A 13,537-nucleotide genomic window follows, 5' to 3' on the forward strand; every position below is an offset into this window, starting at 1 on the left:
CAAACCTCTTTCACCGCTGGTAACGCCATGCGTCCCCGGCAGCGGATGCGTACTTTACGCACGAACCGGCGTGAGGGCAAGGGCTTTTTGGCCAGATATCGCTGGCAATTCAAACAAACTCATGCAGGCACTGCGTGCTCGAGCATCAACTGCAGTGACTCTCTCCCCCGCCAGCGATTGCGCGACAGCTTGTAAGCACACTTCAGAGAGGCCCCGAGGCCGAATGCCGGCGACTCCCCCGGCGACAGCGCACGAAACCAGATCGCCTTGAGGCGTGTACGCCCGAGCGAGAGCTCCAATGACAGGTGCGTGCCATCAGCACCTACCGGCCTGAGGCTCTCGACCAGGAAGCTGCCCTCGAAGAGAGGCGCCTCGAACTCACGCCCGAAGGGCGCCAGGCGCTCGAGCTCATCCAACGTCTCCAGACTCAACTGCCCTTCCACCAGTTCACCATCGCTGAGAATCAAGGGATTGAGCGCCCTCTCCCCCAACTGCTCCGCGGCTGCCTGTTGCAGGGCACGAGTGAAGGCATCCTTTTCCGTCAGCGGCAAGCCCACGCCGGCGGCGCCGCGATGCCCACCGAAACGCGGCAGGCACTGCGGCGCGAGATCGTGTGCACGCTGCAGCGCATCCCGCAGGTGCAATCCTTCGATGGAGCGTCCGGAGCCCGTCAACATGCCGGGCACCGCGGCTGGTGTCAGCACGACGGTCGGTCGTCCGAACTGCTGCACGATACGCGAAGCGACAATACCCTGCACCCCGGGATGCCCCTCCTCCAGGTGGACCACGATCACCTGATGCCCTTCTCGCAAGGAGGTGAGCGCCAGGGCACGCGCCGACTCCACCATCTCGGCCTCGATCGCCTTGCGTGACTGGTTGTCCTGGTCGAGCACTTCCAGTGCACGCTGCGCTGCACCATCTTCCCGCGCCAACATGAAATGCAGCGCGGCGTACGGGTCATCCAGACGCGAGCGGGCATTGATACGCGGCCCCATCTGGAAGGCCAGCGTCTCGGCATTGAAGGGCACGCTATCCGCCCCGAGCCGCTCTGCCATCGCGCGCCAGCAGGGTTCCTGCATGCGGTTGATCAGCGTGAGGCCCAGATTGACGACCGCACGATTGATCGCACTGCCCCCCAGTGACACACAGTCCGCCACCGTCCCCAGCGCCACATACGACAGCCACGGCGACAACTTGGGTGCGTCGCTCGACAACCTGCCCTGTTCGATCAAGACGTTACGGGTCAGTGACATGGTCAGCCAGGCGACCATGCAGCCGGCAATGGTTGCGTCGGGATAGGCGCAGTCATCGCGTGTCGGATTGACGGTCGCGTAGGCGGAAGCCGGCGGCCCTTCCTGAGGCAACGCATGGTGATCCGTCACCACGACATCTATTCCCGCTTCCTTGAGCAACGCCAGACGCGCCTCATCACTGGAGCCGCAGTCCGCGGTCACGATCAATGACGGGCGCGGCGACAGCGTCATGATGCGCTCGACCAGCGGCAGACTGATCCCATAACCATCATGGATGCGATGGCCGATAAGGCTATGCACGCGGTCGTAAGGCACATCGAACAGCTCGGTCAGCGTGCGCAGCATCACCACATGCGAGGTGATGCCGTCCACGTCATAGTCGGTGAGGATGCCGATATGCTCCCCCTCGGCGACGGCGCGCGCGATGCGCTCTGCCGCACGCCGGCCATCGGCCAGCTGTTCGGGATGCTCGATATGCCGGAGCGCCGGCGTGACCAGCGCCTCCAGGGGCGCCTTGCAGTTCTCCGGCGTCAGACGCCCTGCCAGCACACGTGCCTGCAATTCGCTGAGCCCGGTCGCGATGCCCTGTTGATAGAGACGCTCGTCACGCACGCGCGGCTGAATGACCCGCGCAATGCTGGCCGCGAGCATGCGCTCGTCCGGACCGCTCATGGAGTCTTGCGAGAATGGGGGCGACACGGGGGAAGTGACAGACATGAGGAACTCCTGACAAACGACATGGCCGTCATCTCGGCAGCGGACTGCAGACATGACGGCCATGAAAAGATGACTGCCGATCACCCCGAGCGGGCCAACCGGCAGTTGTTGCAATCACCCGCGGCGATTCTCGCGCACGAAGGCCTGCACTGCCGCCAACTCCGCCGGCAGTACGCTGTAACGCTCCTCGCGCTCCAACAGGTCATGCAGATGCGGCGGCAGATCGACGCCAGCAAAGCCGGCACGCGCCACGGCTTCGGCAAACTTGGCCGGATGCGCCGTCGCCAGCGTGATCATCGGCGTCGCGCTATCGGTGCGGCAGACCTCAGCCGCACGATAACCGGTTGCCGTATGCGGATCGAGAATCTCGCCGGTGCGATGGTGCGCCTCACGGATAACCTCGAGGATCGTCTCGTCATCGACACTGTGACTGGAGAACAGCTCACGCAGCTTCGCCAGCGGGGCATCCGCCAGTGCTGCCGGTTCCCGCGAGAAGTGCTCGAGCAGCTCACGGATCGCCTGACCATCGCGGTCATACGCCTCGAACAGCAGACGCTCGAAGTTGGAGGACACCACGATATCCATCGACGGCGCCAGCGTCGCCTTCAGCTCCTGACGCGAGAAGTCATTGGAGGAGATGGTGCGATGCAGGATGTCGTTGGCGTTGGTGGCGATCACCAGCTGGCGCACCGGCAACCCCATGCGCGAGGCCAGATAGCCGGCAAAGATGTTGCCGAAGTTGGCCGACGGCACCGTGAAGCTGACCTGACGCGCCGGAGCGCCCAGTGCCACACCGGCGGCCACATAGTAGACGGTCTGGGCCATGATACGCGCCCAGTTGATCGAGTTGACCGCGACCAGACGCGTGCCGTTCAGGAAGTCCTGATCGGCGAAGCTGGCTTTCACCATCGCCTGGGCATCATCGAAGTTGCCTTCAATGGCGATGTTGAAGACGTTGGGCGCCAGCACGGAGGTCATCTGGCGGCGCTGCACTTCGGAGACACGGTTGTGCGGATGCAGAATGAAGATATCCACATGATCGCAGGCACGACAGCCTTCGATGGCGGCGGAGCCGGTATCACCGGAGGTCGCGCCCATGATCACCGCACGCTCGCCGCGCTTGGCAAGGAAGTGATCCAGCAGGCGCCCCAGCAGCTGCAGCGCGACATCCTTGAAGGCCAGCGTCGGGCCGTGGAACAGCTCCAGCAGGTAATGGTTGCTGTCGAGCTGATTGAGCGGCACGACGGCATCGTGACTGAAGGTCGCGTAGGTCTCGCGCACGATGTCACGGAAGGTCTCGTCATCGATGGCGCCATCGACGAAGGGCTTCATGACACGGAAGGCGATTTCCGCGTAGGACTCACCGGCCATCGCCGTCAGCTCTTCGGCGCTGAACTGCGGCAGGGTTTCCGGCACGTACAGGCCGCCATCGCTGGCAAGCCCCGTGAGGACCACATCTTCAAAACCGAGCACCGGCGCCTGGCCGCGCGTGGAGATATAACGCATGTCGTGTCTTCCCGTGGCTCTTGCCACCGTTATGATTCTTGCTCTTCCGGCCTGAGCCGGCTGCCCAGCAGGGCGGTGCCATCAGCGTCGAAAGCCCCGCCCCGTTTGCCCGCGATCAGGCGTTGTCGTCGAGATCCTCGACACGAATGCGCACCACGGAACCGGCGACATCCACCAGCGCTTCCAGCTGACGAATCGCTTCGTTCATGTGCAGTTCTCGCGCACGGTGCGTGAGCAGAATGATCGGCACCAGCTCTCCTTCGGTGGCTTCCTTCTGGATGATCGCTTCGATGGAGATGCCCTGCTCGGAGAGAATCGACGCAACACGCGCCAACACGCCCGGGCGGTCCACTGCGTGCAGACGCAGATAACAGGCCGTCTCGATCTCTTCCATCGGTAGTATCGGCAGGGTGTCGCCGTGCTGATTGATCTCGGCGAAGGCCAGATACGGCACGCGGTAGCGGTGGTCGGTGGCGATATCGCGCGCCACGTCGAGCAGATCCGCGACCACGGCAGAGGCCGTCGGCTCGGCGCCGGCGCCGGCGCCGTAGTAAAGAGTCGGACCGACAGCGTCGCCCATCACCTCGATGGCATTCTTGACGCCATGCACGTTGGCCAGCAGACGCTCCTTGGGAATCAGCGTCGGATGCACGCGCAGCTCGAGGCCCTTGGCCGTGGCGCGGGTGATGCCCAGATGCTTGATGATGTAGCCCAGGTTATCGGCCTGCTCGATGTCCTCGGCGGTGATGCGCGAGATGCCTTCGGTGTAGGCCTTGTCGAACTGCAGCGGCACGCCGAAGGCGATCGAGGCCAGGATGGTCAGCTTGTGAGCGGCATCGATGCCTTCGACATCGAAGGTCGGATCGGCTTCGGCATAGCCCAGCGCCTGAGCCTCGGCCAGCACGTCCTCGAAGCTGCGACCTTCATCACGCATAGCGCTGAGGATGAAGTTGCCGGTGCCGTTGATGATGCCGGCCAGCCACTGGATGCGGTTGGCACCCAGACCTTCACGCAGCGACTTGATGACGGGAATGCCACCGGCCACTGCGGCTTCGAAGGCCACCATCACGCCCTTCTCGGCCGCGGCACGGAAGATCTCGTTGCCGTGGACGGCGATCAGCGCCTTGTTGGCGGTCACGACATGCTTGCCGTTGGCGATGGCTTCCATCACCAGCTGATAGGCGACATCGTAGCCGCCGATCAGCTCGACCAGCACGTCGATCTCGGGATTGCGCGCGACCTCGAAGATGTCGTGCGTGCGGCTGACGCCGGTGATATCGCAGTCAGGATTGTCGCGTCGTGCGCCGACCTGTTCGACGATGATCGGGCGTCCAGCACGACGCGCAATCTCATCGGCATTGCGAATCAGCACGTTATAAGTGCCGCCGCCTACGGTCCCTAGACCACAGATTCCTACTTTCACCGGTTTCAACGTCGCTTTCCTCTCTTGTTACGGTATCCAGCCTTGAGGGCCGCGCCACTGTCAGCGACGGCCTTGCCGATCTCACGTCGGTCTATTATCCAGACATCCTGCACGTACGTCTGTCGTGACCACGGTAGCAAGGCAGGACGCCCTGTCAACGCGCAGCCTTGTCGCCTGTGGTTCAGGTGATTCGTGTGGCTCAGTCATCGATCCCCAGCATGGTGGCAAGACGCTCCACCGGCAGGTAGCCCGGCACCATCTGGCCATCCGGCATCACGATGGCCGGGGTACCCTGCACCCCCATGCGTGTGCCCAGCTGATACTGGCTTTGCACCGGCGCATCGCAGCTGGCCGCCTGCTTGGGCACTTCGCCTTCATTCTTGATCTGGTTCATCGCCTCGGTGGGGTTGTCCGCACACCACACCTGCGCCAGTTCACGCGCACCCTGCGAGCGCATGCCACCGCGCGGGAAGGCCAGATAGCGCACTTCGATGCCACGCGCATTGAGCTCCGGCACTTCCTGGTGCAGCTTGCGGCAATACGGGCAGGTGGTATCGGTGAAGACATTGATCACCGCCTTGACCTCACCCGCCGGGGGGAAGATGACCATATCATCTTCACTGACCTCGGCCAGCAGCTTGAGACGCTCGCCATTGGCCTTCTGCTCGCTGAGATTGACCAGCCCCTTGTCGCCATCATTGCGGTACATCTCACCCACGATCAGATGCTTGCCGGCGATATCGGTAAAGAAGCTCTCGCCACTGGTCAGGCGCACCTCATAGAGGCCGTCGATGGGGCTTGAGGCCAGTGATTCGACCGGCAGCGGCTGGCCATTGACGACGAGCTTGTCACGCAGATCATCCAGCGCATCAGCCTGGGCCAATGGCGCCACCAGCGACAGCATGGCGCCGGCGCTCAAGAGGCGGATCGCACGAGACAGGGCCTGCGGACGACGGAAAGACTTGCTCATCAAACACTCCTTGGCGTCCGCGCGCAGAGGGAAGGACACTCAGCCACGCGGATGATGTTCGGCATGCAGACGCTCCAGACGCGCCTGGGCCACATGGGTATAGATCTGGGTCGTGGAAAGATCACGATGTCCCAGCAACAGCTGCACGACGCGCAGATTGGCACCGTGATTGAGCAGGTGCGTGGCGAAGGCATGGCGCAGCGTATGCGGTGACAGAGGCTTGCTGATGGCCGCAGTCACGGCGTGACGCCGGATGCGATGCCAGAAAGTCTGTCGCGTCATGGCCTTGTCGTGTCGGCCGGGAAACAGTGCCGGACGCGTCTGGTCGGCCATCATCGCAGGTCGGCCAACGGACAGCCAGCGTGACAACCAGTCACAGGCCTCCTCGCCCAGCGGCACCAGCCGCTCACGATCGCCCTTGCCGCTGACACGCACGACGCCCTGGCGCAGATTGAGCGCATCGACACTCAGGTTGACCAGCTCGCTGATGCGCAGGCCCGCTCCATAGAGCACTTCGAGCATGGTGCGGTCGCGCAGCCCGATGGGCGTCTCGAGATCCGGCGCCTCCAGCAGGCGCTCGACCTCCTCCTCATCCAGCGTGCCCGGCAGGCTGGGAATCACGCGCGGCAGGCGCACCTCATGCAGCGGGTCCGCCTCGATCATGCCTTCGGCCAGCGCCCAGCGATAGAAGCGCCGCAATGCCGACAGCAGACGCGCCGTGGAGCGCAGCGCATGCGACTCACGTCGCGAGTCACAGAAGGCCTGCACCTGCTGCGGTGCCACGCTCAGCAAGGGCACCGTGTCAGCGCCCGTCTCCGCCTGATCGGCCAACCAGCGCCGCCAGGCCGTGAGATCACTGCGATAGGCGCCGAGCGTATTGTCACTGGCACCCCGCTCTAGCCACAACGTATCGAGAAATGCCTCGACCAACGCATCGTCGTCCATCATTCCCGCTTCCCCGTCCTGAATGACGCGCCATCCGCGCTCGCCTTGGCCGTCATGTACCGCGGCACCTGGCCTGCGTGAGCCTCGATTCTACCGTGATGCCCTGACGATGAAATGAACCCGCTGCAAGTCACACCGGATTTCTCTGGCGCACACACACGAAGACCCCGCCATGCATCGCATGGCGGGGTCTTCGTTTGACGGAGAAGCAAGTGGCAATTCGCTCCCCCGCAGTACTGCCGAGTTCTGCAGTCAGGGAATGCGGAGCGCTTAGCCCAGCTTTTCCTTGATGCGTGCAGACTTGCCGCTACGCTCACGGAGGTAGTACAGCTTGGCCTGACGGACGTCACCACGACGCTTGACGTCGATAGTGGCAACCTGCGGGCTGTAAGTCTGGAAGGTACGCTCGACGCCCACACCGTGGGAGACCTTGCGGACGGTGAAGGCGGAGTTCAGACCGCGGTTACGCTTGCCGATCACCACGCCTTCGAAGGCCTGCAGACGCTCGCGAGTACCTTCGACAACCTTGACCTGGACGACGATGGTGTCGCCCGGTGCAAAGGCCGGGACTTCCTTGGCCATCTGCTCGTTTTCGATCGCCTGGATCAGTTTATTCTTGCTGCTCATCGCTAGCTCCAAATTCGTTAGCATCAATCCCGAGATTGATGTTCGTCATGACCCCGGCACCGCAAACGGCCTTGAACACGGGGATCGACCTTGTGTGTGACGCGCCACGGAACTCCCGCAAGATGACTCCGGGCCGTGCCGCACCTCCGCCACGGTGGCGGCCTTCTCCTGACAGCAAACCTTCGGTTCGCAGCGGTCAGGCCTTGCCTTTCCGGGCGTGCTGCGCGATGAACTCGTCGAGCAGCTTGCGCTCCTCACGAGTCAACGTGCGACTCTCCAGCAAATCCGGACGCCTGAGCCAGGTACGTCCCAGAGACTGCTGCAACCGCCAGCGCTTGATCAGGGCATGATTGCCACTGAGCAGAACATCCGGCACCCGCTTGCCGTCGATGACTTCAGGGCGGGTATAGTGCGGACAATCGAGCAGGCCATCGGTGAAGGAATCCTCCTCCGCGCTGGCTTCATGCCCGAGTACGCCCGGCACCAGGCGCGCTACCGTATCGATCAGGACCATGGCCGGCAGTTCCCCGCCAGACAGGACGTAATCGCCGATCGACCACTCCTCATCGATCTCCTCTTCCACCACGCGTTCGTCAATGCCTTCATAGCGTCCGGCCACCACGATCAGGCGCTCATTCGTCGCCAGTTCGCGGGCACCGGCCTGATCCAGCTTGCGGCCTTGCGGGGAAAGATAGATCACGCGGGCGTCGTCACCACCAGCGGCGCGGGCGTCACGAATGGCGCCTCGCAGGGTCTCGACCTTCATCAACATGCCGGGACCACCGCCGTAGGGACGATCATCGACCGTACGGTGCCTGTCGGTGGCGTAGTCGCGAGGATTCCAGAAATCGACCTCGAGCAGACCCTTGTCGACCGCTCGGCCGGTCACGCCACTGGCGGTAATCGCCGTGAACATTTCCGGAAACAGACTCACTACACCAATCCACACAGGCGTCAGCTCTCTGTGCTTAACATCAGAATTCGGGATCCCAGTCGACGCTCATGCGCCCATTGGTGAGATCCACATCGCGAACCACCTGATCGGGAAGGTACGGCACGAGCCGTTCCTTCTCATCGATGCTGTCGTCGTTCGGCTTTATCACCAGAACGTCGTTTGCACCGGTTTCCATCAGGGTGCTCACTTTCCCGAGGCGCTGGCCATCCAGCGTTACCACCTCGAGACCTTCCAGTTGATGCCAATAGTACTCACCGGCTTCCAGCTGCGGCAGGTGCTGCTTGGGCAGGAGAATATCCGCCCCGGCCAGCTCCTGTGCGGCTTCGCGACTGTCGATACCTTCGAGCTGTGCCACCAGGCCCTTGCCATGGCGACGTGCCTGAGCGAGGCGGGCGGAAATCTGCTTCCCGTCCAGCTTCAGCATCCAGCCAGCGTAATCGAAGATGCCGTCAATCGGGCTGGTATAGGAATACACCTTGAGCCAGCCTTTGACGCCATAGGGGCTGGTAAGCTTCCCCATTACCACCACATCATCGTCATGCGATGACGCTGCGGTCGGCTGCGGATTGTTCGGTGGAGTAGGCATCCTGGAATCAAGCCTGCTGCTTGCCAGCTTCCTTGATCAGCTGAGCGACACGGTCAGAGACCTGTGCGCCCTGCTGCTGCCAGTGAGCGATGCGCTCGAGATCGACGCGCAGACGCTCTTCCTGGCCGCGAGCGACCGGGTTGAAGAAGCCGACGCGCTCGATGAAGCGGCCATCACGGGCTGTGCGGGAGTCAGCTACAGCCAGGTGGTAGAAGGGACGCTTCTTGGCGCCACCACGTGCCAGACGAATGGTAACCATTGCGTAATCTGTCCTTCGTGTTGAAGTGAAAATCGTGCCACAGAACTCGTCTTCGCGTGGAGGGTCCACACGAAGAGGCGATATTCTACGGAAATTGGCAAGCCTTGGAAACCTTTTTCCAAGGCCATACACACGCTCCGCGACACGGGACGTGCCACGGAGCGCAATTCCTGGTGTCAGCACCCTTGTCTCATCAGCGCTGCATCGGGCCTCGGGTCAGCAATCAGCGACGCGGGAAGCGTCCGCCGCCCATGCCGCCGGGGCCGCCCATGCCACCCATACCGCCGGGGCCACCCATGCCACCCATACCGCCGGGGCCGCCAGGACCACCGCCACCGCCCATCATGCCGGACATGCCACGCATCATCTTCTGCATGCCACCTTTCTTGCCGGCCTTCTTCATCATCTTGGCCATCTGCTTGTGCTGCTTGAGCAGACGGTTGAGGTCCGGCACCTGGGTACCGGAACCCATGCAGATGCGGCGCTTGCGCGACCCATTGATGAGGTCCGGGTTGCGGCGCTCCTTGGGCGTCATGGAGTTGATCATCGCCTCCAGCTTGCCCAGCTCCTTCTCGCTGGCCTGGCTCTGGGCGACTTCCGCCAGCTGCCCCATGCCCGGCAGCTTGGACATCAGGCTACCCATGCCACCCATGTTCTTGAGCTGCTGCAGCTGATCACGGAAGTCCTCGAGATCGAAGCCTTGGCCTTTCTTGACCTTGCTGGCCAGCTGCTCGGCCTTGCTCTTGTCGACGGTGCGCTCGGCTTCCTCGATCAGCGACAGCATGTCGCCCATGCCGAGGATGCGCGAGGCGATACGGTCCGGGTGGAAGGGCTCGAGGGCGTCGACCTTCTCCCCCATGCCCATGAACTTGATCGGCTTGCCAGTGATGTGACGTACGGACAGGGCCGCACCGCCACGCGCATCACCGTCGGCCTTGGTCAGCACGACACCGGTCAGCGGCAAGGCTTCGTGGAAGGCCTTGGCGGTGTTGGCGGCATCCTGACCGGTCATCGCATCGACGACGAACAGCGTCTCGTCGGGATTGACACTGCGGTGCAGGGCGGCGATCTCGTCCATCATGTCGGCATCGACATGCAGACGACCGGCGGTATCGACCAGCACCACGTCGTGGAACTGGATACGCGCGTGCTTCATCGCCGCCTCGGCGATGGCCACCGGCTGCTGGGAGGAGTCGGAGGGGAAGAAATCGACCCCGACTTCCTTGGCCAGCGTTTCCAGCTGGTCGATGGCGGCCGGACGATAGACGTCCGCCGAGACCACCAGCACCTTCTTCTTCTCGCGCTCGCGCAGGTAGCGTGCCAGCTTGGCGACGGTGGTCGTCTTGCCCGCACCCTGCAGGCCTGCCATCAGAATGACGGCCGGACTGCCCTTGAGCGTCAGGCCTTCATTGGCTTCGCCCATGATCGCTTCCAGTTCCTGCTGGACGATCTTGACGAACTGCTGGCCCGGCGACAGGCTCTTGGACACCTCCTGACCGACGGCACGTTCGCGCACTCGCTCGATGAAGGCCTTGACTACCGGCAGCGCGACATCGGCTTCAAGCAACGCCTTGCGCACTTCGCGCAGGGTGTCCTTGATGTTGTCTTCCGTCAGCTTGGCCTGGCCGGTAATCGACTTCAGCGTATGCGACAGGCGATCACTCAAACTTTGAAACATGGGCCTCTCCGGCTAGGGACGTCTGGGGACCGCGCTGCGGGGACGAGGGCGTAAGCCACCTCGTGACCGGCGCACGGCATGACGCCCCAGCGCGTGAATGGTTATCCTGTCGCGCATTATACGCACAGGGCGGCCGCGTCTCCATGCATGCAAGGCTTGCAAGTCGCCATCCTGGCAATGACATGCCTGCAGGGACGGTGCCGACAATCGTCATGCAATGCGGAGTCTGTCGCCGCGTGGGCCTTATCGCCCGTCAGAGCACACGACAGGACACCGCGAGTGGATGCAATCCCGGCGGCGCATTCGGTATAGTCTCTGCAGATAGACAGCGTCTCATGCGAGGCCTGATCTCCCGCCACCCTCCGGCACCTGGACAACAGCACATGCAGGCTCTGCCTTTTGCCTTTCTGGCCATCATCTTCTATCTCGGCGCCGGCCTCTGGCAGGGCCTTACCCTGACACGCCGTGTCCCGGCACGCACGCGTCTGGTGCGCAGCCTGGCGCTGATCGCCGTCGCCTGCCATTCCGTCATCGTCTGGGTCACGCTCAACCACGGTGGCGCGCTGCACCTCGGACTGTTCGAGAGCGCTTCGCTGGTCAGCTGGGCCATCTGCCTGCTGCTGGTCATCGCCAGCCTGTTCAAGCCGGTGATCGCCGGGGGCGCGGCGCTGTTCCCGGTCGCCGCCGCCTGCGTGCTCGGCGTGATGAACCTGCCGAGCGCCACCACCGAGAACCCGCTCTCCCCCGGCCTGGTCGCCCACATCTTCACCTCGGTGGCGGCGTTGGCCTTCTTCAGCATCGCGGCCATGCAGGCCGGACTGCTGTCACTGCAACAGCATGCGCTCAAGAAGCGACATACCCGCGGCATCGTCCAGGTGCTGCCGGCACTGACCAGCATGGAGCGCGCGCTGTTCGAGCTGATCTGGGCCGGCATGATCCTGCTCAGCGTCTCGATCATCAGCGGCACCATCTATCTGGACAACATGTTCGCCCAGCATCTGGCTCACAAGACGGTGCTCAGCCTCGGTGCCTGGATCATCTTCGCCGTGCTGCTGTTCGGGCATCACGTGCTGGGCTGGCGCGGCCAGCGTGCCGCACGCTGGACACTGGGCGGCTGCCTGGTACTGGCGCTGGCCTTCTTCGGCACCAAGTTCGTACTGCAAGTGATATTTTCCCACTAAGTCCTGCCATCCCGACAGAGATCGCTCGCTGCGCCTGATGCATTGCAGCGAGCGGGTCAGTATCATGCGCCTAAATCCGCCACCGAGGACCCTTCACTCTTGAGCGACGACACCCCGTTGGGGCTGCTGTTCGGCCTACTGGTCATCCTGATCATCCTGTCTGCCTTCTTCTCGAGTTCCGAGACCGGCATGATGTCGATCAACCGCTACCGTCTCAGTCACCGCGCCAAGGGTGGTGAGCGCGGCGCCAAGCGTGTTACCCGCCTGCTTTCCCGCCCGGACCGCCTGATCGGCGTCATCCTGATCGGCAACAACTTCGTCAACAACCTGGCCGCCTCGTTGGCGACCATCATCGCGATCCATTACTTCGGTGATGTCTCGGGCCCGGCCGTCTCGACCGCCGTGCTGACCATCGTGGTGCTGATCTTTGCCGAAGTGACACCCAAGACCATGGCCGCCGTGAACCCGGAGCGCATCGCCTATCCGGCCTCGCTGGTGCTGGAACCGTTGCTCAAGCTGCTCTATCCGCTGGTGTGGCTGGTCAATGGCATCTCCAATGGCCTGCTGCGTCTCTTCGGCGTGCGCGATGTCAGCGGCGGCGCCGATAGCCTGACCCGTGACGAGCTGCGCACCGTGGTCCACGAAGCCGGCAGCATGATCCCGCGTCGCCACCAGGGCATGCTGCTGTCGATTCTCGATCTCGAGAACGTCACCGTCGATGACATCATGGTGCCGCGTCAGGAGATCTTCGGCATCGACCTGGACGATGACCTCGACATCATCCTCAGCCATATCCGCGCCAGTCAGCACACGCGGGTGCCGGTCTACAAGGGTGACATCAACAACATCATCGGCATTCTGCACCTGCGCAACGCGGCGCGCTTCCTGTCGCTGGACGAGGTCACCAAGGCCTCCATCATCCAGGAAGCCCGCGAGCCCTACTTCATCCCGGAGTCCACGCCGCTGCATACCCAGCTACTCAACTTCCAGAAGCAGAAGCGCCGCATCGGCATCGTGGTCGACGAGTATGGCGATGTGCAGGGGCTGGCGACATTGGAGGACATCCTCGAGGAGATCGTCGGCGAGTTCACTACCGATGTCGCCGGTACGCATCAGGAGATCCACCCGCAGGACAACGGCAGCTACGTGATCGAAGGCACCGCCAACATCCGCGAGATCAACAAGGCCATCGGCTGGCAGCTGCCGACCGACGGTCCCAAGACGCTCAACGGCCTGATTCTGGAACACCTGGAGTCCTTCCCCGATGCCCCGGCCAGTCTCGCCATCGGCACTACGCGCATCGAGATCCAGCAGGTGAAGGACAACCAGATCACTTCGGCACGCTGCTGGCAGGCGGCCCGCACCACACGCACCTGATGCCCTCATTGCCCCTCGGCATCACGACGTGATGCCAAGAAAGAGCCCGCCACCCGGCGG

Annotated in this window: 12 protein-coding genes; 2 read left to right on the plus strand and 10 right to left on the minus strand. The window is 63.1% G+C overall.

Going from position 1 to position 13,537, the window contains the following annotated elements:
- Positions 1–119 precede the first annotated feature (119 nt).
- The 10 genes from FLM52_16185 to FLM52_16230 all read right to left on the minus strand — a co-directional run bounded on the left by FLM52_16185 (position 120) and on the right by FLM52_16230 (position 10,919).
- Positions 120–1,925 (minus strand): DHH family phosphoesterase, encoded by a 1,806-nt coding sequence (locus tag FLM52_16185; GenBank protein ID NVN57275.1) that lies wholly within the window; start codon positions 1,923–1,925, stop codon positions 120–122.
- Positions 1,926–2,084: 159 nt separating this feature from the next.
- Positions 2,085–3,476, minus strand: coding sequence for a threonine synthase (locus FLM52_16190; protein NVN57276.1), 1,392 nt, complete (start codon positions 3,474–3,476; stop codon positions 2,085–2,087).
- A 115-nt stretch (positions 3,477–3,591) separates the two neighbouring features.
- Complete coding sequence (locus tag FLM52_16195) at positions 3,592–4,908, minus strand: homoserine dehydrogenase (protein ID NVN57277.1); 1,317 nt, start codon at positions 4,906–4,908, stop codon at positions 3,592–3,594.
- Positions 4,909–5,098: 190 nt separating this feature from the next.
- On the minus strand, positions 5,099–5,869 hold the full coding sequence (locus tag FLM52_16200) for a DsbC family protein (protein NVN57278.1): 771 nt from the start codon (positions 5,867–5,869) through the stop codon (positions 5,099–5,101).
- A gap of 39 nt (positions 5,870–5,908) precedes the next feature.
- Complete coding sequence (gene xerD / locus FLM52_16205; protein NVN57279.1) at positions 5,909–6,814, minus strand: site-specific tyrosine recombinase XerD; 906 nt, start codon at positions 6,812–6,814, stop codon at positions 5,909–5,911.
- Between the two features lie 270 nt (positions 6,815–7,084).
- On the minus strand, positions 7,085–7,441 hold the full coding sequence (locus tag FLM52_16210; GenBank protein NVN57280.1) for a 50S ribosomal protein L19: 357 nt from the start codon (positions 7,439–7,441) through the stop codon (positions 7,085–7,087).
- Between the two features lie 196 nt (positions 7,442–7,637).
- Positions 7,638–8,390, minus strand: a complete 753-nt coding sequence (gene trmD / locus FLM52_16215; protein ID NVN57281.1) for a tRNA (guanosine(37)-N1)-methyltransferase TrmD — start codon at positions 8,388–8,390, stop codon at positions 7,638–7,640.
- 25 nt (positions 8,391–8,415) lie between these two features.
- Positions 8,416–8,982, minus strand: a complete 567-nt coding sequence (gene rimM / locus FLM52_16220; protein ID NVN57282.1) for a ribosome maturation factor RimM — start codon at positions 8,980–8,982, stop codon at positions 8,416–8,418.
- Between the two features lie 7 nt (positions 8,983–8,989).
- Positions 8,990–9,241, minus strand: coding sequence for a 30S ribosomal protein S16 (rpsP, locus tag FLM52_16225; protein NVN57283.1), 252 nt, complete (start codon positions 9,239–9,241; stop codon positions 8,990–8,992).
- Between the two features lie 223 nt (positions 9,242–9,464).
- On the minus strand, positions 9,465–10,919 hold the full coding sequence (locus tag FLM52_16230; protein ID NVN57284.1) for a signal recognition particle protein: 1,455 nt from the start codon (positions 10,917–10,919) through the stop codon (positions 9,465–9,467).
- Positions 10,920–11,302: 383 nt separating this feature from the next.
- On the opposite strand from FLM52_16230, the gene FLM52_16235 reads away from it, so the two are divergent.
- Both FLM52_16235 and FLM52_16240 read left to right on the plus strand, forming a co-directional pair.
- Positions 11,303–12,100, plus strand: coding sequence for a cytochrome C biogenesis protein (locus tag FLM52_16235; GenBank protein NVN57285.1), 798 nt, complete (start codon positions 11,303–11,305; stop codon positions 12,098–12,100).
- Between the two features lie 99 nt (positions 12,101–12,199).
- Positions 12,200–13,477 carry an HlyC/CorC family transporter gene (locus FLM52_16240; GenBank protein NVN57286.1) on the plus strand — a complete coding sequence of 426 codons (1,278 nt, stop codon included), beginning with the start codon at positions 12,200–12,202 and terminating at the stop codon, positions 13,475–13,477.
- Positions 13,478–13,537 lie beyond the last annotated feature (60 nt).

Source organism: bacterium Scap17 (genome assembly GCA_013376735.1).
Taxonomy (GTDB): Bacteria; Pseudomonadota; Gammaproteobacteria; order Pseudomonadales; family Halomonadaceae; genus Cobetia.